Raw genomic sequence first — 21,354 nt, 5'->3', positions numbered from 1 at the left:
CGGCGGCTCCCGCGCAGCCCGCCGCCGCCCCGGCCCAGCCGGCCGCCCCGGCGCCCGCGGCCCCGGCGCAGCCCGCAGCTGCCGCCCCCGCTCCCGCCGCGACCGCCGCGGACGAGGGCGCCTACGTCACCCCGCTGGTCCGCAAGCTCGCGGCCGAGAGCGGTGTGGACCTGTCCTCGGTCAAGGGCACCGGTGTCGGTGGCCGAATCCGCAAGCAGGACGTCGTCGCCGCCGCCGAGGCCGCGAAGGCCCCCGCGGCGGCTCCGGCTGCCGCCCCCGCTCCCGCCGCGAAGGCCCCGGCAGGTGTCTCGACCGAGCCGTCCCCGCTGCGCGGACAGACCGTCAAGATGACCCGCATGCGCAAGGTCATCGGCGACAACATGATGAAGGCGCTCCACGGCCAGGCCCAGCTGTCGTCGGTCGTCGAGGTCGACGTCACGCGGCTGATGAAGCTGCGCACCCAGGCCAAGGACGGGTTCGCGGCGCGCGAGGGCGTCAAGCTCTCCCCGATGCCGTTCTTCGTCAAGGCCGCGGCCCAGGCGCTGAAGGCCCACCCGGTCGTCAACGCCCGGATCAACGAGGACGAGGGCACCATCACCTACTTCGACTCGGAGAACATCGGCATCGCCGTGGACTCCGAGAAGGGCCTGATGACCCCGGTCATCAAGGGTGCGGGCGACCTCAACCTGGCCGGCATCGCCAAGGCCACCGCCGACCTGGCGGGCAAGGTCCGCGGGAACAAGATCACGCCGGACGAGCTGGCCGGTGCGACCTTCACGATCAGCAACACCGGTTCGCGCGGTGCGCTGTTCGACACGATCATCGTGCCGCCGAACCAGGTCGCGATCCTGGGCATCGGCGCCACGGTGAAGCGTCCGGCTGTCATCGAGACGCCCGAGGGGACCGTCATCGGCGTCCGCGACATGACGTACCTGACGCTCTCCTACGACCACCGTCTGGTGGACGGCGCCGACGCCGCCCGCTACCTGACCACGGTCAAGGCGATCCTCGAGGCCGGTGAGTTCGAGGTCGAGCTCGGCCTCTGAGCACCTCGGCTGTAACCAGCCTCACCAGCGGCGGCCCCGCCCGGGAGTACTTCCGGGCGGGGCCGCCGCCGTATTGTCTAGGAGTCTTCTCTTCTTGAAGGAGCGGTTCATGACCATGCCCGTCGTCCACTCGCTGCGCGATCAGATCCGCGAGCACATCGTGGAGGGCATCGTCAGCGGCCGCTGGAAGCCGGGCGAGCGGATCGTGGAGCGCCGGATCGCCACGGAGCTCGCCGTGAGCCAGACGCCCGTGCGGGAGGCCCTGCGCGAGCTGGAGTCCCTGCGGCTGATCGAGTCCGCCCCCAACAAGGGCGTACGGGTGCGCAACCTCACCGCGGCCGACCTGGAGGAGAGCTACCCGGTCCGGGCCGGCCTGGAGCAGATCGCCGCCGAACTGGCCGCGGAGCGGCTGGCCGCCGACTGCTCGGCGCTGGAACCGCACGTCGCGGCGCTGTACGAGGCGGACCGTGCCGCGGACGGGACGGCACAGGTTCGGCACACGGTGGCGTTCCACCGGGAACTGGTGAAGGCCGCGGGCAACGGGGTGCTGCTCCACACCTGGGAGGGCCTGGGGATCGAGGTCTTCACCGCGTTGTCCATCCGGTGGCTGGGGACGAAGCAGAAGTCGTACGCGGAGGAGCACGAGGAGCTGGTGCAGGCGTTCCGCCGGCGTGACCCGCGGATCGGTGCGCTGGTCAAGGCCCACGTGCTGGGCTGCGCCCCCCGCGCGTAGCTCCGCCCCCCAACGGCGTCGGCCCGCGCGGTGCCGGGCGCCGCGCTCGCGGGGAGCCGCGCCCTCCCGCACGGAACCGTCCACGCCGCAAACCGTCCGCGCCGCGCTGCGGGCGTGGGCGCGGCGCCACCCGCGGGGCGCCCGGCGGGCCTGAGCGCCGCTCGTCGCCGAGCCCCGCGCCACGCCCACCCAGCGCCACGCCACCCCGCGGCAGGCCCCGCACCCGCGTCCACGCCCGGCACCGCACCCGCGTGCCCGCCGTGCGACGCGACGTGGAGGACGTGCCGGAAGAACGCCGCACCGGGACACAGCGCATCGGCACCGCGTGCCCCATTTCGAGGCACCCTGTGCCGACTTTCTCGATCTGAAGATGTTTTTCGCTCAACGCTTTGATCGATCATCGATCGTCGGCTTACAGTTCACCACGGACTCACCAGTCCGCCCGGCCCCGTCCTGCCAGACAGGCCCCATCTCCACCTCCCCCTCCTCTCCGGAAGGCGGTGTCATGACCGACCCCGTAGCCATGCTTCCGAGCGAGCTCGACCAGCTCCCGGACCGTGACACCGAGGAGACCGCCGAATGGGCGGCCTCCCTGGACGCCGTCACCAAGGCCGCCGGCCCCCACCGCGCCGCGTACCTGATGCGCCGCACCCTCCAGCACGCCGAGGGCGTCGCGGGGCTCGACCTGCCCAAGCTTCTGGAGACGGACCACGTCAACACCATCCCCACCGCCGCCGAGCCCGCCCCGGCCGGCGACGAGGAGATGGAGCGCCGGATCACCGCCTGGAACCGGTGGAACGCCGCCGCGATGGTGACCCGCGGCGCCAAGCACGGCGTCGGCGGCCACATCGCCACCTTCGCCTCCGCCGCCTGGCTCTACGAGACCGGCTTCAACCACTTCTTCCGCGGCAAGGAACAGGACGGCTCCGGCGACCAGCTCTACATCCAGGGCCACGCCTCCCCCGGCATCTACGCCCGCGCCTTCCTCGACGGGCGTCTCACCGAGGCGCACCTCGACAACTTCCGCCAGGAGGCGGGCGGCAACGGCCTGCCCTCCTACCCGCACCCGCGTCGGCTGCCCTGGCTGTGGGAGTTCCCGACGGTCTCCATGGGCCTCGGCCCGCTGTCGGCGATCTACCAGGCGCGCTTCAACCGCTATCTGACCAACCGCGGCATCAAGGACGTCTCCGCGTCGCACGTCTGGGCGTTCCTCGGCGACGGCGAGATGGACGAGCCCGAGTCGACGGCGGCACTCGCGCTGGCCAGCCGCGAGGGCCTGGACAATCTGACCTTCGTGATCAACTGCAACCTGCAGCGCCTCGACGGCCCGGTCCGCGCCAACTTCAAGATCGTGCAGGAGCTGGAGGCCCAGTTCCGCGGCGCCGGCTGGAACGTCGTGAAGACCCTCTGGGGCAACGCGTGGGACGAGCTCTTCCAGCTCGACACCACGGGCGCCCTGGTCCGCCGGCTGCGCGAGGTCCCGGACGCGCAGGTCCAGACGTACCAGACGCGCGACGCCGCCTACATCCGCGAGGACTTCTTCGGCAAGGACCCCGCGCTCGTCGAGTTGGCGAAGCTGCTCTCGGACGACAAGATCCTTGAGTGCTTCCACCTCTCGCGCGGTGGCCACGAGCCGCGCAAGGTGTACGCCGCGTACAAGGCCGCACTGGAGTTCAAGGGCGCCCCGACGGTGATCCTGGCCCAGACGGTCAAGGGCTACACGCTCGGCGAGGGCTTCGCGTCCAAGAACGCCAACCACCAGATGAAGAAGCTCTCGGCGGACGAGTTCAAGGCCATGCGGGACCTGCTCGACCTGCCGATCAGCGACGCCGACTTCGCCGACGGACAGGTGCCCTACGGGCACCCCGGTGCGGACTCCCCCGAGGTCCGCTACCTCCAGGAGCGCCGCGCGGCCCTCGGCGGGCCCGCCCCGGCCCGCCGCGTCCACCCGGTCGCTCCGCTGCCCGCGCCCGCCGAGAAGGCCTTCGCCGCCTTCGACAAGGGCTCCGGCAACCAGTCGGTGGCGACGACCATGGCGTTCGTCCGCCTGGTCAAGGACCTGATCCGCGACAAGGAGACCGGCAGGCGCTGGGTTCCGATCGTCCCGGACGAGGCCCGCACCTTCGGTATGGAGTCGCTGTTCCCGTCGCTCGGCATCTACTCGCCGAAGGGCCAGACGTACGAGCCGGTCGACCGCGACCAGCTCATGTACTACCGCGAGGCGAAGAACGGCCAGATCCTCAACGAGGGCATCACCGAGGCCGGTTCGATGGCGGACTTCATCGCCGCCGCGTCGTCCTACGCGACGCACGGCGAGACGATGATCCCCTTCTACATCTTCTACTCGATGTTCGGCTGGCAGCGGACCGCCGACCAGATGTGGCAGCTCGCCGACCAGCTCGGCAAGGGCTTCCTCGTCGGCGCCACGGCCGGCCGTACGACCCTGACGGGCGAGGGCCTGCAGCACGCGGACGGCCACTCGCCGGTGATCGCGGCGACGAACCCGGCGGCGCTCACGTACGACCCGGCGTTCGCCTACGAGGTCGCGGCCATCGTCAAGGACGGTCTGCGCCGGATGTTCGGCGAGGCACGCCCGGACGAGGACCCGGACGTCTTCTACTACCTGACCGTCTACAACGAGCCGATGCCGCAGCCCGCGAAGCCTGAGGGCGTCGACGAGGGCATCGTCCGCGGCCTGTACCGCTTCAAGGAGGGCGAGGGCGCGGCGGACGACCCGCGCATCCAGCTGCTCGCCTCGGGTACGGCGATCCACTGGGCGCTGGAGGCGCAGCGCCTGCTGGCCGCCGAGTGGGGCGTGACGGCGGACGTGTGGTCGGCGACGTCCTGGACCGAGCTGCGGCGCGACGCGCTGGAGGCGGACGAGGCGCTGCTGCGCGGCGAGTCCCGGATCCCGTACGTGCGCCAGGCCCTGGAGGGCGCCGAGGGTCCGGTGCTCGCGGTGAGCGACTACATGCGCCAGGTCCCGGACCAGATCGCCCAGTGGGTGGAGCAGGACTGGTCGTCGCTGGGAGCGGACGGCTTCGGTCTGTCGGACACCCGTGAGGCGGCGCGCCGCCACTTCGGTGTGGACGCGCAGTCGATCGTGGTCGCGGCGCTGGCGCAGCTCGTGCGGCGCGGGGAGGTCCCGGCGTCCGCGGTGAAGGACGCCCGCGAGCGCTACGGCTTCTGAGCTCCCCGACGCCTCCGCTCCTCCGCGCCCCCGCGGGCCCTGGGCCCGCGGGGGCGTCGGCGTTCCGGTACCGGCCCGCCCCGGCCGCTCCGACGTCCCGGGCGGCCGCCACCGTCCGCAGGAGCCGCGACAATGGCCACCATGCGCGCTGCCCGGCTCATCAAGATGGTCCTGCTGCTCCAGTCCCGGCCCGCCATGACCGCCGCCGAGCTCGCCCGGGAGCTGGAGGTCTCCGAGCGGACCGTCACCCGGGACGCTCTCGCCCTGTCGGAGGCGGGGGTCCCGGTCTACGCGGACCGCGGGCGGGCCGGGGGATACCGGCTCGTCGGCGGATACCGCACCCGGCTGACGGGGCTGGCCAGGAGCGAGGCCGAGGCGCTGTTCCTGTCCGGGGTGCCCGGGGCGCTGCGCGAGATGGGGCTGGAGGACGCGGCCTCCGCCGCGCGGCTCAAGGTCTCCGCCGCGCTGCTCCCCTCGCTGCGGGACGCCTCGCGCTCCGCGGAGCAGCGGTTCCATCTGGACGCGCCCGGCTGGTACCAGGAACCGCAGACCCCGGACCTGCTGCCGGTGGTCGCCGAGGCGGTGTGGGACGACCGGGTGCTGACGGCGCGCTACCGGGACGCCGAGCGCCGGCTGGAGCCTCACGGCCTCGTGCTGAAGGCCGGGGTCTGGTACCTGTGCGCCCTCGCCGACAGCACGTCGTTCCGCGTCTACCGCATCGACCGGTTCACGGCCGCCTCCCTGACCGGCGAGCGCTTCGAGCGGGACGCGTCCTTCGATCTGCCCGCCTTCTGGGAGGAGCGCGCCGCGCAGTTCGCCCGCTCGATCCTGCGGGACGAGGTGGTGCTGCGGCTGTCCCCGGAGGCGGCCCGCCGGCTGCCCCACGTCACGGACCGGGCCGCCGCCGAGGAGGCGCTGCGGGCGGCGGGCCCGGCGGACGAGCGGGGGTGGCGCACGATCACGCTTCGGGTGGAGTCCGAGGTGGTCGCGTTCACCCAGCTCCTGTCGCTCGGGCCGGAGTCGGAGGTGCTGGGCCCGGAGGGCCTCCGCGAGAGGTTCGCGGAGGCCGCCGCCGGTATGCACGCCCTCTACGGGGGCCCGCCCGCCGGGACCACCGCTCAGCGGTAGTCCTCCGCCGATCCCGCCTTGCCCCCGAACACGACGTCCTCGAAGTACGCCCAGGCGTCCGGCCGGCTCCCGTCGGTGTCCGTGAAGCCGTACTCCCGGGCCAGCTGTCCGCTGGAGAGCGACCGCCCGTTCCAGCGGGCACGGTCCGGGTCGGCGGCGAGGGCGGCGACGGCGCGGCCGACGTACACCGGCGACTCGGCGACGGCGAAGTGTGGCTGGTGGGCGACCGCGTCCCGCCAGTTGTCCTCGCGGACCCCGAAGGTCTCCAGCATCTGCTCGGAGCGCAGATAGCCCGGCGTCACGCACACCGCGGTGCAGCCGGTGTCCCTCAGGTCCTCGCCGAGGGCGAACGCCATCCGGATCGGGGCGTTCTTGGCGAGGTCGTAGTAGAAGTTCTCGCGGAAACGGCGGTTGGTCTCCGCCGTGCCGTCGGTGACCTCGACGACGAGCCCGCCGGGCCGGCGCACGAGCAGGGGCAGGGCGCAGCTGCTGGTGATGATGTGGCTGCGGACGCCCAGTTCCAGCATGCGCAGTCCGCGGTCGAGGTCGGTGTCCCACATCTTGGTGTCCCAGACCACGAGGTGTTCGCCGCCCCAGACGTCGTTGACGAGGACGTCCAGCCGGCCGTGCTCCGCGTCGACGCGGGCGACGAGCGCGCGGACCGCGACCGGGTCGAGGTGGTCGGTGGGGACCGCGATGCCCAGGCCGCCCGCCTCCGTGACCAGTTCGGCCGTCTCCTCGATGGTCTCGGTCGCCCGGCCGACCTCGCTGACGTGCTCTCTCGTGGTGCGTCCCGTCACATAGACGGTGGCGCCCGCCGCGCCCAGTTGTACGGCGATGGCCCGGCCCGCGCCCCGTGTCGCGCCCGCGACGAGCGCGATCTTCCCCTGCAGTGCTGTTTCGGTCGTCATGCTGCGACGCTCGCACGGAATCGCGACATCCTCCGTCCGCATTTCCCGGCCGGTTCCCCGGCCGCCCCGGGTCGTGTCGCGACAGCGGCCCGCCGCCCTCCGGTCCTTGACCCCGCCGATCGTCGGGGCCGATTTTCCAGGGGCCCTGTTTCGGCCGCTCCACGTGCGCGGCCCCCCGCGAGCCCCGATGCTTGTCCCGTGATGGACGAGACGGAGTTCTGGGAGATCATCGACAGCACGCGCGAGGCCGCCGAGGGCGACCCCGAGGACCACGCCGACCTGCTCGTCGAACGGCTGCTGCAGCTCGACCCCGACTCCGTCCTGGACTTCGCGCGGCACTTCGAGTCCCGCTACAACCGTGCGTACCGCTGGGACCTGTGGGGGGCGGCCACCGTGCTGCTGGACGGCGCGAGCGACGACGCGTTCGACTACTTCCGCTGCTGGCTGATCGGCCAGGGCCGGGAGGTCTTCGAGGGCGCGGTGCACGACCCGGACTCCCTCGCCGAACTCCTGGACGACTTCGACGAGGAGATCGACGGCGACGGTGAGGAGCTGGGGTACGCGGCCGACGAGGCCTACGAGCAGCTCACCGGAACGGCCGCACCCGATCTGGGGATCGCCGCGCAGTCCGCGGAGCCGGAGGGCACCCCGTTCGACCTCGAGAACGACCGGGTGCTCGCGGAGCGGTTCCCTGCGCTGTGGGAACGCTTCGGGTCCTGACCGCCTCCCCGGCGGGCGCGCGCCGGGGCGCGAAACTCTCCGCGAGCGTGCCCGGACGGAGTGCGTACGGCGCACGAGCGGGTGACGCTCCGGGCCCTGACGCACGGTCGGGCCCGTCCGCCGCCGGCGGGCGTACGCTTCGTCCGGTGAGCACCACGCCGCCGTCACCTCGCCGGCCGCTGACCGAGCGCCGCAAGGCCGCCACCCGGCTGGAGATCGCCCGCGCCGCCGCGGAACTGTTCACGGAACGCGGTCCGCACGCCACGTCGGCCGAGGAGATCGCGGACCGGGCCGGGGTGGCCCTGCGCACGTTCTACCGGTACTTCCGCAGCAAACAGGACGCCGCCGGGCCGTTGCTCGCCATGGGCGCCGAGCGCTGGCGGGCGCTGCTCGCGGCCGCCGGGCCGGGCGACGCGCTGCCGGAGGTCCTGGAGCGGACGCTCACCGAGGCGCTCTCGGTGCCGGAGGGCGGGTCGGCCGAAGGGCTGCGCCGTACGCGGGCGCTGCTGCGCGCGGCGGTACGGGATCCGGCGCTGCGGGCGGTCTGGTACCGGGTGAACCAGGAGTCGGAGGAGCGACTGGTACCGGTGCTCGCCGGGCTGGCCGGGCCGGACGCCGACCCCTTGGAGCTGCGGCTCGCGGCGGCGGTCGCCATGGACGCGCTGCGGATCGGACTGGAGGTCTGGGCCGCTTCGGACGCGCCGTCCGGGGCGGTGGGCGGCAACGGGTCGCCGGCGGGGCCGGCCGTGCGGTGCCTGCGCGAACTGTCCGCCGGTCTGCACCCGTTGGCCCCCACGACCGGGGCCACCCGGCGAGCGGGCGTCCCATGAGCACGTCGTCGACGTACCGCCCGGCGAGGAAGAACTCGCCGGGCAGGACTCCCTCGACGGTGTAGCCCTCCGACTCGTAGAGCCGGCGGGCCGGGGTGTTGTGCCCGAGCACCCGCAGGGTGAGGCGGACCGCTCCCTGCCGGCGTGCCGCGTCACCTGCGGCGCGGAGCAGTGCCCGCGCGACGCCCCGCCCCCGCGCCCAGTCGGCCACCGCGAGGCCCTGGATCTGGCGTACGTGCTGGTTACAGGAGAGCGGCGTGGGGGCGCAGACACGGATGTACCCGGCGATCCTTCCGTCACCGACGGGGCCGTCGGTCGCGGGTTCGGCGACCAGGTGCTGCTCCGGCGGGTGGGTCTCGTCGAAGAACGGCCGGTACGGGGGGACCGGACGCGGCTGGACGGCGTGCAGCGTCGACCAGGTGGCCCGGTCGAGCTCGGCGAGGGCGGTGTCGTCGGATCCCTGTGCCGGGCGTATCACGAAGGGCGTGCCGGGTTCGGACATGGCGGTCACTGTGTCATGGGGCAGGATGTGACGCATGCGTATTGCTGTGACGGGCGCGGGCGGTCTGATCGGTTCGGCACTGGTGCGTTCCCTGCGGGCCGAAGGCACGGGCGGGCACGAGGTGGTGCGACTCGTCAGACGGGCGCCGCGGGCCGCGGACGAGGTCCGGTGGGATCCGGCACGGCAGTACGTGGACGCGGCGGGGCTCGTCGGCTGCGAGGCGGTCGTCCATCTCGCGGGCGCCGGCGTGGGCGACCACCGCTGGAGCGAGGCGTACAAGAAGGAGATCCGGGACAGCCGGGTGCTCGGCACGGCCGCGCTCGCGGAGGCAGTGGCGTCACTGGAGGAGCCGCCGCGGGTGCTGGTGTGCGGTTCGGCGATCGGGTACTACGGCGACACGGGCGACCGCGCGGTCGACGAGAGCGCGCCCCCCGGGGCGGGCTTCCTGCCCGGTGTCTGCGAGGAGTGGGAGGCCGCGGCGGCACCGGCCGAGGCGGCGGGTGTGCGGGTGGCGTACGCCCGCACGGGGCTGGTGGTGGCGCGTGAGGGCGGGGCCTGGGGAAGACTCTTCCCGGTGTTCCGGGCGGGCCTGGGCGGGCGGCTGGGCAGCGGCCGCCAGTTCTGGAGCTTCATCTCCCTGCAGGACGAGGTGGCGGCGCTGCGCCACATCGTGGACACGGACACCCTGTCGGGCCCGGTCAATCTGACCGCTCCGGAACCGCTGACCAATCGCGAGGTGACGGCGGCCATGGGCCGTGTGCTCCACCGTCCGACCCTGCTCACGGTGCCGCCGATCGCCCTGCGGGTGTATCTCGGCGAGTTCGCGGAGGACGTCCTCGGCAGCCAGCGGGTCGTGCCGAGGAAGCTCCTCGAATCCGGTTTCACCTTCTCCCATCCGTCCATCGACGAGGCGATCCGCGCGGCGCTCGCCTGACACGGACGGGCGGGCCCGGCCGCGCCGGGGCCGACGACCGAGGGGGCTCGCGCCCGGGCGGGCGTCCGGACGGTCCCTGGGGCCTGATCGGTCCCGTCGTGGGGCCTGGGTGGTCCTCGCCGCAGGCCGGTGCGGCCGCCGGCGCGGACCGGTGCGGGCACCGCCGGGGCGCCGACTCTCACGCCCGGCGCTTCCGCGCGAGGACGGTGGTGCGCTCCGCACGCCCCGGCGTGCGCGCCGGGGCAAAGCCGGTCGCACGGCCGTGCGACCCCGTGCTCCCGGGCGCCCACCGCGCGCGCATGGATTCCTGCGGCCGGGTTTCTACCCTCGTTCCGAACTTCGGCATTCCGCCATCCGGTTGGGGGCATGAGCACCCCACCACAGCCGCGCCGACCTCGGGGAGGGGCACGTGCTCAGCAGCGCACGCCACGCGGACGTCGTCATCGTCGGAGCCGGGATCGCCGGGCTCGCGGCGGCTCATCGGCTGACCAGTGCGGGAGTCACGGTCGTCGTACTGGAGGCCGGACCGAGGGTGGGGGGCCGGACGGCCACCGGGGAGCTGGACGGGTTCCGGCTCGACCGGACGGTCCGGCTGCTCAACACCTCGTATCCGGAACTCCGCCGCATCCCCGCCCTGGCCGGCCTCCCGCTGAGCCGGTTCTCGCCCGGCGTGCTCGTGCACTGCGAGGGCCGGCACCACCGCGCCGGCGAAGTCCTCGGCATGCGCGGGACGGGAGGCGCGCGGCGCGCGAGGGGCGCGTTGACTGCGGCGCGCGCCCTGGCAAGCGCCCCCCGGACACCCCTCGGCGGCGCCTTCGACCAGGCCCGGCTCGCGGCGGCGCTCGGGCGGCTCGCCGCGACGCCGCCCCGGCGACTGCTGGCCCGGCGTGAAACTCCCACGCACGAGGCCCTGTTCAGCCGCGGCCTGCCCCCTCGTTCCGTTCACGGCTTCCTCCGGCCGCTGCTCGCCGCCCTGTTGAGCGATGCCGAGCTGGTCTCCTCCAGCCGCTGCGCCGACCTCGTGCTGCGCGGCTTCGCGCGAGGCCGGCTCTGTGTGCCGACGGGCGGTGCCGACAGGCTTCCGGAGCTGCTGGCGGACACGCTGCCACCGGACACGGTGCTCACCGGTGCCCGGGTCACCGAGGCGTCCATCTCCTCGGTCACCACCGAGGAGCACGGCACCTTCACCTGCCGCTCCCTGCTCGTGGCGACGGGAGCCCGGGCAGCGGCGAAGCTGCTCCCGGGGCTGCGGGTGCCGGACTTCCATCCGCTGACGGTCCTGCACCACACCGCCCCCGCACCGCCGTTGACCGAGCCGGCCATGGTGCTGGACGCGGACGGCTCCGGTCCGGTCGCGCACACGGCGGTGATGAGCGAGGTCGACCCCTCCCGTGCGCCCGAGGGTCGCGTGCTGGTCACGTCCGCCGTGCTGGGCGATCCGCCCGCCGCGCTCGACGAACGGGTCCGGGCCCATCTCGGCACGCTGTACGGGACGTCCACCGCCGACTGGGAGCTGCTGGACGTGCACCACGACCCGGAGGCCGTCCCCGCCATGCCCGCTCCCCACGACCTGCGCCGGCCGGTGCGGCTGCTTTGCGGGCTCTACGTCTGCGGAGGCCACCGGGACACGAGCACCGTCCAGGGAGCGCTGCACTCGGGGCGCCGGGCGGCACTCGCGGTACTGCGCGACTTCGGCATCCAGCCCGAACTCGCACCCGCGCTGCTCACCACCGCCGCGGCCTGACCGCCGGCGTGGCCGTACGGCCGCGGGGGCCGCAGCCCGGACCGGGCCGGCGATACCCGGGGGCACCGAGCCACCGGAGGCGCGGGCAGGGCCGTGACCCGCGACCGCGGGCGCGGCTGAGCCCGCGCCCGCCGCGCGCCCAACGGACCGGGCGCGTCCCGCCCGGGGCCGCCCCCGGGACCCGGCGCTCGGCGGTTCAGCCCATCGCGGCGACACGGTCCCGGTAGGTACGGACCGCGGCCGCGTCGCGGTAGGGCTCCAGCCGACGCTCGAAGTCGCGTACGTACTCGATGGCCCGGGCCGACCGCATCTCCGCGGCCTGCTGCGCCGCCTCCGCACCCAGAGCGCACGCCTGGTCCAGCTCCCCCAGGCCGAGCCGGGAGGTGGCGAGGACGACCCGGCAGAAGAGGCGGCTGCGCGCGAAGCCCGGTGGGCGCAGCTGGAGCGAGCGCTCGGCGTGCTGCACGGCCGCGCGGTACTGCTGCAGATCGCGGTGGCAGTGCCCGAACTCGTCGGCCAGCTGTGCCTCGTCGAAGAACCGCGCCCAGTGCGGCACGTCGTCCCCGGGCCTGGCGGTGTCCAGTGTCCGCTCGGCCCGGACGAGCGAGGCCGTGCAGGGGCGTACCTCCCCGAGCACGCCGTGCCCTCGGGCCTCGACCGCGTGCAGCAGGGCCTGGACGGCGGGCGGGGCGGAGGAGCCGACGCCCTGCTGCGCGACCCTGGTGAGCTGGACGGCCTCTCGTCCGTGCCCGAGGTAGACGGCCTGCCGGGCCATCGTGACCAGCACGTAGGCCCCGTAGGCCCGGTCGCCCGCGGCCTGGGCCAGCCGCAGCGCCTGGACGAAGTACCGCTGGGCGAGGCCGTGGGCGGCGATGTCGAACGACGTCCAGCCCGCGAGCCGGGTGAGGTCCGCGACCGCCCCGAACAGCCGGCGTCCGGTGCTCTCCCCGTACGTACCGCGCAGCATCGGCTCTGCCTCGTGCTCCAGGTAGCGGACGAGCGCCTGACGGGCGTGGCCGCCGCCGTAGGCGTGGTCGAGGGTCCGGAAGAGCTCGCCGACCGACCGCAGGGCCGCGATGTCGCCGGAGCCGACCCGCTGGCCCGGGCCGCGGTCCGTGCCGCGCTGCCGCGGCACCGACGTGCGGCCGCCCTGCCCCGGCACCCTGGCCTGCGCCCCGCTCTGGGCGGGCTCCCCGCGGGCCACCCGCTCGTCGGCGCGGCCGATCAGCCAGTCGCGGCTCGGGACGACGAGCCCGGCCGGAGTGAACGCGATCTTGCGCAGTTCGGCGTGGCTGCCCGAGTCCTTGCGCCAGAGCCCGCTGACGATGTCCACGGCCTCCTCCGGGGTGGCGGCGAACTCCAGCCCCGCGTAGACCGGCGCGCACGCGTCCAGACCCAGGTCCTGGGCAGACAACCGCCGCCCGAGCCGCCGGGTGAAGACCTCGGCGATCAGGGCGGGTGTGGTGCCGCGCGGCTGCTGACCGCGCAGCCAGCGCGTCACGGACGTCTTGTCGTACCGCAGGTCGAGGCCGTGCTCCAGGCCGAGCTGGTCCACCCGGCGGGCCAGCCCCGCGTTGGAGAAGCCGGCTTCGGCGATGAGGGCGGCGAGCTGGCGGTTGGGGGTGCGCTGCGGGGGTCGGTCCGTCATCAGCTGTGCGGTCTCCTGCCTTCCGGGCCCGGGTGCGGCCCTCGCAGCCTGGGGTTCCCCCGGGCTCAGCTCTGGGGGAGGAACGGCGCGAATTTAGCGGCCCATACCGGCGCAACCGCCGCCTTCGTCCCGCATTCATCCGATCGTGTGAGGATTAAGGGCAGCGCTGACGGGTGCGGCACGAGTCGTACAGTGGCCGGAGCGTGATGAGTGCACCGTGAACGCTTGAGGGAGGCACAACGGTGAGCGAGCTGCGATTTGTCCATCTGGGCTTCGGCGACGACGCCGTCGAGTACCAGGCGGCCTGGGACGAGCAGCGCCGTGTGCACGCGGCCCGGTTCGCCGGCAAGATCCCGGACACCTGTCTGCTGCTGGAGCACCCGCCGGTCTACACGGCCGGACGGCGTACGGAGGACAGCGAGCGGCCGCTGGACGGCACCCCGGTCGTCGACGTCGACCGCGGCGGGAAGATCACCTGGCACGGCCCCGGTCAGCTGGTCGGCTATCCGATCATGCAGCTGCCCCGGCCCGTGGACGTGGTCGCCCATGTCCGGCGCCTGGAGGAGGCGCTGATCCGGACCTGCGCGGACTTCGGTGTGGAGACCACCCGGATCGAGGGCCGCAGCGGCGTCTGGATCCTGGGCGACCCGGTCGAACAGCGCCCGCTGGGAGGACTGTCGCTGGACCTCGACCCGCGGCTGCACGACGAGGAGTTCGACCCCCGCCTCAGCGGCCCGGAGTACGCCCCGTCCAACGCCGGCCAGCGCCGCGAGGACCGCAAGCTCGCCGCCATCGGCATCCGCGTCGCCAAGGGCGTGACGATGCACGGCTTCGCGCTGAACGTGAATCCGGACAACACCTGGTTCGACCGGATCGTGCCCTGCGGCATCCGGGACGCGGGTGTGGCCTCGCTCGCCGGCGAACTGGGCCGTGACGTGACGATCGCCGAGGTCCTGCCGGTCGTCGAGAAGCACCTCCGCGAGGTGCTGGAGAACGCCGATCTGCGGCCCCGGGCCGTGGAGCGCGGGACCGGCCCGGAGGCCGCGACGCAGGCCGTGGCGGAGCCCGCGGGCCCGGCTCCGGAGCCCGCCCCGGCAGCCTGAGGAATGCCCACCCCTGGCCAGAGGTTGGCCGGGGGTGAGGGCATCACAATCAACGGGCGTACCCTGGGGTCCGCCGAGGAATCGAAGTGTAGGGAGCCGGTCGTGTCCGCTGTAGCACCCGACGGACGCAAGATGCTGCGCCTGGAGGTCCGGAACAGCCAGACCCCCATCGAGCGCAAGCCCGAGTGGATCAAGACCCGGGCGAAAATGGGTCCCGAGTACAACCAGCTGCAGAAGCTCGTCAAGAGCGAGGGCCTGCACACGGTCTGCCAGGAAGCCGGCTGCCCCAACATCTTCGAGTGCTGGGAGGACCGCGAGGCCACCTTCCTCATCGGCGGTGACCAGTGCACCCGGCGCTGCGACTTCTGCCAGATCGACACGGGCAAGCCCCAGGCGCTCGACCGCGACGAGCCGCGCCGCGTCGGCGAGTCCGTCGTCACGATGGATCTGAACTACGCCACGATCACCGGTGTCGCCCGCGACGACCTGGAGGACGGCGGCGCCTGGCTGTACGCGGAGACCGTGCGCCAGATCCACGCGCAGACGGCGGGCCGCGAGGCCGGCCGCACCAAGGTCGAACTGCTGATCCCCGACTTCAACGCGGAGCCGGACCAGCTGGCCGAGGTCTTCTCCTCCCGCCCCGAGGTGCTGGCGCACAACGTCGAGACGGTGCCGCGCATCTTCAAGCGCATCCGCCCCGGCTTCCGGTACGAGCGCTCCCTGAAGGTGATCACCGAGGCCCGTGCGGCCGGTCTGGTCACCAAGTCGAACCTGATCCTCGGCATGGGCGAGACCCGCGAGGAGGTCAGCGAGGCCCTGCAGCACCTCCACGACGCGGGGTGCGAGCTGATCACCATCACCCAGTACCTGCGGCCGTCGGTGCGGCACCACCCCGTCGAGCGCTGGGTGAAGCCGCAGGAGTTCGTGGAGCTGAAGGAGGAGGCCGACGAGATCGGCTTCTCCGGTGTGATGTCGGGCCCGCTGGTGCGGTCCTCGTACCGGGCCGGACGCCTCTACCAGCAGGCCGTGGACCAGCGGCGGTCGGTGGCCGCGCAGCGGAGCGGGGAGAGCGTGACCGCCGCCCCGACCGTGTGAATTCACGCACAAGGAGTTACCGACCAGTAATGGCCGGTTCGTCGCGGCCCGTACGCTCCCCGCAGGTCGGGAGCCCGTACGGGCCGCGCCAGGTCTCCAGGACTGCGCGGAAAGGTTTCATCAGCGTTTGACCGTCGAGTCACGCCCTGGTAACACCGATCAGTGACGCTGTCTTCACGCACAGCACGCACGCTCCCACCGCTCACCACCCCGCCCCCGAGGGAGACCTCCGCCATGCAGGCCGCGACCTCCGTACGCGCCAACGCCTTCCCGACGCTCACCCAGACCCTGCTCGCCGTCGAGTCCGTACTGCTGGGCGGCGGCCAGCGCACCGCCCGCCGCAACGCCTGGACCGCGGTCCTCGAGGACCGCCGCCGCGCCAGGGACCGGGTCGAGGCGCAGCACGTCCTGGAGGCCGTGGCGACTCGCTCTTCCTGAGGCACGTAAACTTCAGGACATGGCGAGGAAGGATCAGGCAGAGAACTCTGCGAACCCCGGGCGACTGAAGCAGATCGCCCTTACCTACAAGATGACCCGACGGGTCGACTCCAAGGTCGGTCTTGTCGTCGCGGGTGTGGGAATCGTCACCTTCGGTGTCTTCCTCGCGATCGGTTTCCTGATCGACCACCCGATCTATCTGGGCATCCTGGGCTTCCTGCTGGCCTTCCTCGCGATGGCGATCGTCTTCGGACGCCGCGCCGAGCGTGCCGCCTTCGGGCAGATGGAAGGACAGCCGGGAGCGGCGGCCGCCGTACTGCAGAACGTGGGCCGGGGCTGGACCACGACCCCTGCGGTCGCGATGAACCGCAACCAGGACGTCGTCCACCGGGCCGTCGGCCGCGCCGGCATCGTGCTGGTGGCCGAGGGCAACCCGAACCGGGTCAAGACCCTGCTGGCGGCCGAGAAGAAGCGGATGGCCCGGGTGGCCGTGGACGCCCCGGTGCACGACATCGTCGTCGGCAACGAAGAGGGCCAGGTGCCGCTGAAGAAGCTGCGCACCACGATGACGAAGCTCCCCCGTGTGCTGACCGGCCCGCAGGTGACGCAGACGAACGACCGTCTGCGCGCGATGGGCGATCTGATGAGCAACATGCCCCTGCCGAAGGGCCCGATGCCGAAGGGCATGCGGATGCCACGAGGCGGAAAGATGCGCTGACGCCGTCCCGTCCCCGGCCCGTCCGGCGGACGGGCCCGACCGCTCGACACCGACGAAGAGGGCGCCCCGATCGAACCCGGGGCGCCCTCTTGGTGCGCGGTGGGGACGGGCCCGGGTGGGCGACGCGGCCACGGCCGGGGCGAGCGGGGTGCTCGGACGGGCGCCGGCACGGGACGGCGCGCCCGGCGGCGGGAGCCCGCGGACGGCACGTGCCGGACGGCGGGCAACCGTCCTGTCCGCGGCTCCACGGGCTCACTGATCGCGGCGTGGTGTACGCCCTGCCCACGTCCCTGCACGCGGCGCTGCCCCGCGACTCGCGGGAGGCGCGTCAGATGCGCACCTGGACCGCGCGGGCGAGCCGGTCGTGGAGGCCGCGACCGTCGCGGTCCCAGATGAGCGCCGGGACGGCCAGGCAGAGCAGCACGCTGCGGACCACGACCCGGCCGAGGCCGAGCCGGCCGCCGTTCTCGCCGACGACGCGCAGGCCGAGGAGCCGCTTGCCCGGAGTGCTGCCGACGGTACCCACCGTCAGCACGGCGAGCACGAGGAAGACCAACAGCGCCGGGTTGCCCGTCGCGGCCCAGTCGCGGCCGGTGATGAGGCCGTATGCGATGAGCACGCACACGCCCCAGTCGATGAGGAGCGCGCAGAAGCGCCGCCCGAGCGGGGCGATCGAACCCGGGCCCTCCGCCGGCAGCCCGAGCCGCTCGCCCCGGTGGCCGAAGTCGGCGCCCATGTCCTCGGCCGCCGCGCGGGGCCCGGAGAGCCACGATCCGATTGCTTGCCTGTTGTCCACCCGTCCACGGTACTGTGCACGCTTTCGATCACCGCCTCCCGGGTGCCCGGAAGCCCTGGGGCGCCACGTCACCGGGCCCCGGCCACCGGCCCGGACGGGGCCGGCCGAGGGCAGAGCGGAGGGCGCGCGAGGCGTGTCGCGACTCGGGGCACCTGCCTCCCGGTTAACTTCCGCGAAACAAATGAGTCATGCTGGAGAAATCCCGGCTGCCTAGGGTCGTGTCCTGCGTGTGCCACCGCACTGGCCGCACGACCGAGTCACAACCCCGCCCCTCCCCGGGACGGGAGTAGGAGGAGTTGGATGTTCCAGAACGCCGACGACGCCAAGAAGTACATCGCGGACAACGACGTGAAGATGATCGACGTCCGGTTCTGCGACCTTCCCGGCGTGATGCAGCACTTCACGATTCCGGCCACGGCGTTCGACCCGTCCGAGGAGCTCGCCTTCGACGGCTCGTCGATCCGCGGCTTCCAGGCCATCCACGAGTCCGACATGGCGCTGCGCGCGGACCTCTCCACGGCGCGTCTGGACCCGTTCCGCCGTGACAAGACCCTCAACATCAACTTCTTCATCCACGACCCGATCACGGGCGAGCAGTACAGCCGTGACCCGCGGAACATCGCCAAGAAGGCCGAGGCCTACCTCGCCTCCACCGGCATCGCGGACACCGCGTACTTCGGCCCCGAGGCGGAGTTCTACGTCTTCGACTCGGTGCGCTTCGCCACCTCGGCGAACGAGGGCTTCTACCACATCGACTCCGAGGCCGGCGCCTGGAACACCGGTGCCATCGAGGACAACCGCGGCTACAAGGTCCGCTACAAGGGCGGCTACTTCCCGGCCCCGCCGGTCGACCACTTCGCCGACCTGCGCGCCGAGATCTCGCTGGAACTGGAGAACGCCGGCCTGCAGGTCGAGCGCCAGCACCACGAGGTCGGCACGGCCGGCCAGGCCGAGATCAACTACAAGTTCAACACGCTGCTCGCCGCGGCCGACGACCTGATGCTCTTCAAGTACATCGTGAAGAACGTCGCCTGGCGCAACGGCAAGACCGCGACCTTCATGCCCAAGCCGATCTTCGGTGACAACGGCTCCGGCATGCACGTCCACCAGTCGCTGTGGCAGGGCGGCTCCCCGCTCTTCTACGACGAGCAGGGCTACGCGGGCCTCTCGGACACCGCTCGCTACTACATCGGCGGCATCCTGAAGCACGCCCCCTCGCTGCTGGCCTTCACCAACCCGACGGTCAACTCGTACCACCGGCTGGTGCCGGGCTTCGAGGCGCCGGTGAACCTGGTGTACTCGCAGCGCAACCGCTCGGCCGCGATGCGTATCCCGATCACGGGCTCGAACCCGAAGGCCAAGCGCGTGGAGTTCCGTGCGCCGGACCCCTCCTCGAACCCGTACCTGGCCTTCTCGGCGCTGCTGCTCGCCGGCCTCGACGGCGTCAAGAACAAGATCGAGCCGGCCGAGCCGATCGACAAGGACCTCTACGAGCTCGCCCCCGAGGAGCACGCGGGCGTCCCGCAGGTCCCGACGTCGCTCCCGGCGGTTCTCGACGCCCTCGAGGCGGACAACGAGTACCTCCAGGCCGGCGGTGTCTTCACGGCCGACCTGATCGAGACCTGGATCGACTACAAGCGCACGAACGAGATCGCCCCGATCCAGCTGCGTCCGCACCCGCACGAGTTCGAGCTGTACTTCGACATCTAAGAGGCATGGTCGGGCGACCTGGGCCGAGGCCCTGGAAACTGGCTGTGACCTGCGAAGACTCTTCTCAGCAGTTCTCACTGTCACCGCTTGCTTTCCGCCCCCTTGTGCACCGAGTGTGCACCGCCCGGCCAATTCTCTGACTTGATGTCAGAAACGCTGCGAGGGCCGCTACCCCATAGTCGGGGTAGCGGCCCTCGCTGGCTCGTCCAGGCTCTTGATAAATGCGGACTGACGTGCGCGCGGCACGGCAACCGAGCGGCCGTCACGCCGCGTCCCCTGGACATGACCGCCATCACACCCACATCCGACGTGTTTTCGCTCAACGCTCCTGACTGGCCACACTGCGGGCGCGGGGTCGATCCGGCCCACGATCCTGTCGGCTGTCGTGGCCGCCAGATCGAGCCGTATACCAGTTGCCTGGCCCACATCAGCGACGCGGATCGCTCCGCCTACCTTGCCAGCCTGCAGCCCGGCGCCGACATCGACCACCGCGGCACGCATCTGAGTCAGCAACTGCTGGCTGAGCTTCTCACCGCGCTCATGGACCCCGCCGCAAACCGACCCCGCCTGGGAAACGCCCGGTTCGGCGAAGCGACGTTCGGAGACGCTCGGTTCTCCGGAGTGGTGTTCGATGGCGATGCCAGCTTTGTCAGGACAGCATTCGACGGCGACGCCGTGTTCAGTGAAGCGGAGTTCCGCAGCGACGCATGGTTCGGCAAGGCGAGATTCGACGGCAACGCCAGTTTCGGCTGGGCCAAGCTCGATGGCGGAGCCAACTTCGTGGAGACGGAGTTCGGCGGCAACGTCTGGTTCGACGGATCGGTATTCGACTACGCCAAGTTCATAGGGGCAGTATTCGCTCGAAACGCCAGATTTCTCGGAGTGGTATTCGGCGGCGACACGTGGTTCCGCAAGGCGAAGTTCGACGGTGACGCCTGGTTCGGCGGGGCAGTATTCGGCGGCGATGCCTGGTTCGACGAGGCTGTGTTCGAACGTGCCAAAGTGACCGGGCCGCTGGTATGCACAGGAACGCTGGATCTCTCGGGGGCGACGTTCGGGGCCGCCGTGACCATCGAGGCGGCCACGGCGAGATTGCTGTGCCGACGGACGCGCTGGGCCTCCACCGCGGCACTGCGCCTGCGGTACGCCGTCGTCGACCTGAGCGATGCGGTCGCGGAGTACCCGGTAAGTATCGCCGCCCGGTCCCAGCCTTTCACGATGCTAGGCGAGGATCTGGCCGAACCAGACCTGACCAACGCCCGCGTACGCATCGCGTCGCTACGGGGTGTGGATGCCGCGCACCTGGTGCTCACCGACGTCGACCTCACCAACTGCCTGTTCGCCGGGACCATCCACCTCGACCAGTTGCGGATGGAGGGGCTGTATCTCCTAGCCACTACCCCCTCCGGTCTTCGCCGACACGGCCGACTGCCGGTGCGCTGGACGCCGCGCCGGACGCTGGCCGAAGAGCAGCACTGGCGGGCATCCCGCCGCACTGCCGCGGACGGCTGGACGGCCGCGCCTGACGGAGCGGAGGTGCTGGAGCCAGCCGCGCTGGCGCCGGTGTACCGGCAGCTGCGTAAGGCGTTCGAGGACGGCAAGCACGAGCCCGGTGCTGCTGACTTCTACTACGGCGAGATGGAGATGCGTCGCTACGCCCACGACATCCCCTGGGGCGAGCGGGCCTTGCTCACCGCGTACTGGGCAGTGTCCGGGTACGGGCTGCGAGCCTCGCGCGCCCTCGGATGGTTGCTGCTGGCCATGCTCACCACCATGCTGGTGATGATGTTATGGGGCCTGCCGAAGAACGCCCCGAAGGCCGAGAGCACCGGCACCATCAACGGCCGCAGCATCATGATGACGACTGACACGGCCGATGCGGTCAACCCTGACGGACCGTACCGGAAGCGGCTGTCGACCGAGCGGTTCGAGAAGTCGCTGAGGGTGGTCATCAACTCGGTGGTGTTCCGCTCCTCCGGCCAGGGCCTGACCACCTTCGGTACCTACACCGAGATGATCTCCCGCATTGGCGAGCCGGTCCTGCTCGGTCTCGCCGTCCTTGCCGTCCGCGGCCGCGTCAAGCGGTAGCGGATCAGAGCCGAGCCGTG

At 72.2% G+C, this 21,354-nt stretch carries 17 protein-coding genes and 1 pseudogene; 14 read left to right on the top strand and 4 right to left on the bottom strand.

Translation table 11 applies throughout. From position 1 onward, the window contains the following. The 4 genes from sucB to AB0J10_RS10665 form a co-directional block, all read left to right on the top strand. Nucleotides 1–1,046 (top strand): 2-oxoglutarate dehydrogenase, E2 component, dihydrolipoamide succinyltransferase (sucB, locus tag AB0J10_RS10680; RefSeq protein WP_363059954.1); only part of this gene is annotated, 1,046 nt, incomplete at its 5' end. A gap of 109 nt (nt 1,047–1,155) precedes the next feature. Continuing rightward, nucleotides 1,156–1,779 carry a GntR family transcriptional regulator gene (locus AB0J10_RS10675; RefSeq protein WP_363059952.1) on the top strand — a complete coding sequence of 208 codons (624 nt, stop codon included), beginning with the start codon at nt 1,156–1,158 and terminating at the stop codon, nt 1,777–1,779. A gap of 505 nt (nt 1,780–2,284) precedes the next feature. Beyond that, nucleotides 2,285–4,969, top strand: coding sequence for a pyruvate dehydrogenase (acetyl-transferring), homodimeric type (aceE, locus tag AB0J10_RS10670; protein WP_363059950.1), 2,685 nt, complete (start codon nt 2,285–2,287; stop codon nt 4,967–4,969). A gap of 141 nt (nt 4,970–5,110) precedes the next feature. Continuing rightward, nucleotides 5,111–6,097 carry a WYL domain-containing protein gene (locus AB0J10_RS10665; protein WP_363059986.1) on the top strand — a complete coding sequence of 329 codons (987 nt, stop codon included), beginning with the start codon at nt 5,111–5,113 and terminating at the stop codon, nt 6,095–6,097. Here the strand turns inward: AB0J10_RS10665 and AB0J10_RS10660 are convergent. Beyond that, nucleotides 6,088–7,008, bottom strand: a complete 921-nt coding sequence (locus AB0J10_RS10660; RefSeq protein ID WP_363059948.1) for an SDR family oxidoreductase — start codon at nt 7,006–7,008, stop codon at nt 6,088–6,090. The two genes, AB0J10_RS10665 and AB0J10_RS10660, sit on opposite strands and share 10 nt — an antisense overlap. Before the next feature lie 201 nt (nt 7,009–7,209). Here AB0J10_RS10660 and AB0J10_RS10655 point away from each other — a divergent pair, with 201 nt between their 5' ends. Both AB0J10_RS10655 and AB0J10_RS10650 read left to right on the top strand, forming a co-directional pair. Beyond that, nucleotides 7,210–7,728: a DUF4240 domain-containing protein gene (locus tag AB0J10_RS10655; protein ID WP_363059984.1), complete on the top strand. Its 519-nt coding sequence runs from the start codon at nt 7,210–7,212 to the stop codon at nt 7,726–7,728. Nucleotides 7,729–7,874: 146 nt separating this feature from the next. Then, nucleotides 7,875–8,558, top strand: a complete 684-nt coding sequence (locus tag AB0J10_RS10650) for a TetR family transcriptional regulator (RefSeq protein WP_363059946.1) — start codon at nt 7,875–7,877, stop codon at nt 8,556–8,558. Here the strand turns inward: AB0J10_RS10650 and AB0J10_RS10645 are convergent. Beyond that, nucleotides 8,539–9,060: pseudogene (locus AB0J10_RS10645) on the bottom strand (N-acetyltransferase); the annotation flags it as partial. The gene AB0J10_RS10650 and the pseudogene AB0J10_RS10645 overlap by 20 nt on opposite strands. Nucleotides 9,061–9,094: 34 nt before the next feature. Here AB0J10_RS10645 and AB0J10_RS10640 point away from each other — a divergent pair. Together AB0J10_RS10640 and AB0J10_RS10635 are read left to right on the top strand one after the other, a co-directional pair. Continuing rightward, nucleotides 9,095–9,994, top strand: coding sequence for a TIGR01777 family oxidoreductase (locus tag AB0J10_RS10640; RefSeq protein WP_363059944.1), 900 nt, complete (start codon nt 9,095–9,097; stop codon nt 9,992–9,994). 409 nt (nt 9,995–10,403) lie between these two features. Continuing rightward, nucleotides 10,404–11,738, top strand: a complete 1,335-nt coding sequence (locus tag AB0J10_RS10635; protein WP_363059942.1) for an NAD(P)/FAD-dependent oxidoreductase — start codon at nt 10,404–10,406, stop codon at nt 11,736–11,738. A 196-nt stretch (nt 11,739–11,934) separates the two neighbouring features. Here the strand turns inward: AB0J10_RS10635 and AB0J10_RS10630 are convergent, their stop codons facing one another. After that, entirely contained in the window at nt 11,935–13,386 is a 1,452-nt protein-coding gene (locus AB0J10_RS10630; protein ID WP_363059940.1) for a regulator, read from the bottom strand. A gap of 242 nt (nt 13,387–13,628) precedes the next feature. Between AB0J10_RS10630 and lipB the strand changes: the two genes are divergently transcribed. From lipB to AB0J10_RS10610, 4 genes are all read left to right on the top strand, one after another. After that, a complete protein-coding gene (gene lipB, locus AB0J10_RS10625) occupies nt 13,629–14,489 on the top strand; it encodes a lipoyl(octanoyl) transferase LipB (protein ID WP_363059938.1) in 861 nt (286 codons plus the stop codon). Between the two features lie 102 nt (nt 14,490–14,591). Beyond that, nucleotides 14,592–15,584, top strand: coding sequence for a lipoyl synthase (gene lipA / locus AB0J10_RS10620; protein ID WP_363059936.1), 993 nt, complete (start codon nt 14,592–14,594; stop codon nt 15,582–15,584). A gap of 234 nt (nt 15,585–15,818) precedes the next feature. Then, a complete protein-coding gene (locus AB0J10_RS10615; RefSeq protein ID WP_017949918.1) occupies nt 15,819–16,022 on the top strand; it encodes a hypothetical protein in 204 nt (67 codons plus the stop codon). 19 nt (nt 16,023–16,041) lie between these two features. After that, nucleotides 16,042–16,740: a DUF4191 domain-containing protein gene (locus AB0J10_RS10610; protein ID WP_093660175.1), complete on the top strand. Its 699-nt coding sequence runs from the start codon at nt 16,042–16,044 to the stop codon at nt 16,738–16,740. Between the two features lie 328 nt (nt 16,741–17,068). Here the strand turns inward: AB0J10_RS10610 and AB0J10_RS10605 are convergent, their stop codons facing one another. After that, a complete protein-coding gene (locus AB0J10_RS10605) occupies nt 17,069–17,536 on the bottom strand; it encodes an RDD family protein (protein ID WP_363059933.1) in 468 nt (155 codons plus the stop codon). Between the two features lie 300 nt (nt 17,537–17,836). Between AB0J10_RS10605 and glnA the strand changes: the two genes are divergently transcribed. Both glnA and AB0J10_RS10595 read left to right on the top strand, forming a co-directional pair. Then, nucleotides 17,837–19,246: a type I glutamate--ammonia ligase gene (gene glnA / locus AB0J10_RS10600; protein WP_093660179.1), complete on the top strand. Its 1,410-nt coding sequence runs from the start codon at nt 17,837–17,839 to the stop codon at nt 19,244–19,246. A 282-nt stretch (nt 19,247–19,528) separates the two neighbouring features. After that, on the top strand, nt 19,529–21,334 hold the full coding sequence (locus AB0J10_RS10595; RefSeq protein WP_363059931.1) for a pentapeptide repeat-containing protein: 1,806 nt from the start codon (nt 19,529–19,531) through the stop codon (nt 21,332–21,334). The last annotated feature ends 20 nt before the right edge of the window (nt 21,335–21,354 follow it).

The sequence above is a fragment of the Streptomyces sp. NPDC049887 genome, assembly GCF_040656535.1.
Classification (GTDB): Bacteria; Actinomycetota; Actinomycetes; order Streptomycetales; family Streptomycetaceae; genus Streptomyces.
This window is presented reverse-complemented; position numbering and strand designations above follow the sequence as displayed.

Excerpts from the sequence above, each read along its gene's own strand:
- AB0J10_RS10675 (WP_363059952.1), top strand. The coding sequence starts at position 1,156 with ATGACCATGCCCGTCGTCCACTCGCTGCGCGATCAGATCCGCGAGCAC.
- aceE (WP_363059950.1), top strand. The coding sequence starts at position 2,285 with ATGACCGACCCCGTAGCCATGCTTCCGAGCGAGCTCGACCAGCTCCCG.
- AB0J10_RS10665 (WP_363059986.1), top strand. The coding sequence starts at position 5,111 with ATGCGCGCTGCCCGGCTCATCAAGATGGTCCTGCTGCTCCAGTCCCGG.
- AB0J10_RS10660 (WP_363059948.1), bottom strand. The coding sequence starts at position 7,008 with ATGACGACCGAAACAGCACTGCAGGGGAAGATCGCGCTCGTCGCGGGC.
- AB0J10_RS10655 (WP_363059984.1), top strand. The coding sequence starts at position 7,210 with ATGGACGAGACGGAGTTCTGGGAGATCATCGACAGCACGCGCGAGGCC.
- AB0J10_RS10640 (WP_363059944.1), top strand. The coding sequence starts at position 9,095 with ATGCGTATTGCTGTGACGGGCGCGGGCGGTCTGATCGGTTCGGCACTG.
- AB0J10_RS10630 (WP_363059940.1), bottom strand. The coding sequence starts at position 13,386 with ATGACGGACCGACCCCCGCAGCGCACCCCCAACCGCCAGCTCGCCGCC.
- AB0J10_RS10615 (WP_017949918.1), top strand. The coding sequence starts at position 15,819 with ATGCAGGCCGCGACCTCCGTACGCGCCAACGCCTTCCCGACGCTCACC.
- AB0J10_RS10610 (WP_093660175.1), top strand. The coding sequence starts at position 16,042 with ATGGCGAGGAAGGATCAGGCAGAGAACTCTGCGAACCCCGGGCGACTG.
- glnA (WP_093660179.1), top strand. The coding sequence starts at position 17,837 with ATGTTCCAGAACGCCGACGACGCCAAGAAGTACATCGCGGACAACGAC.
- AB0J10_RS10595 (WP_363059931.1), top strand. The coding sequence starts at position 19,529 with ATGACCGCCATCACACCCACATCCGACGTGTTTTCGCTCAACGCTCCT.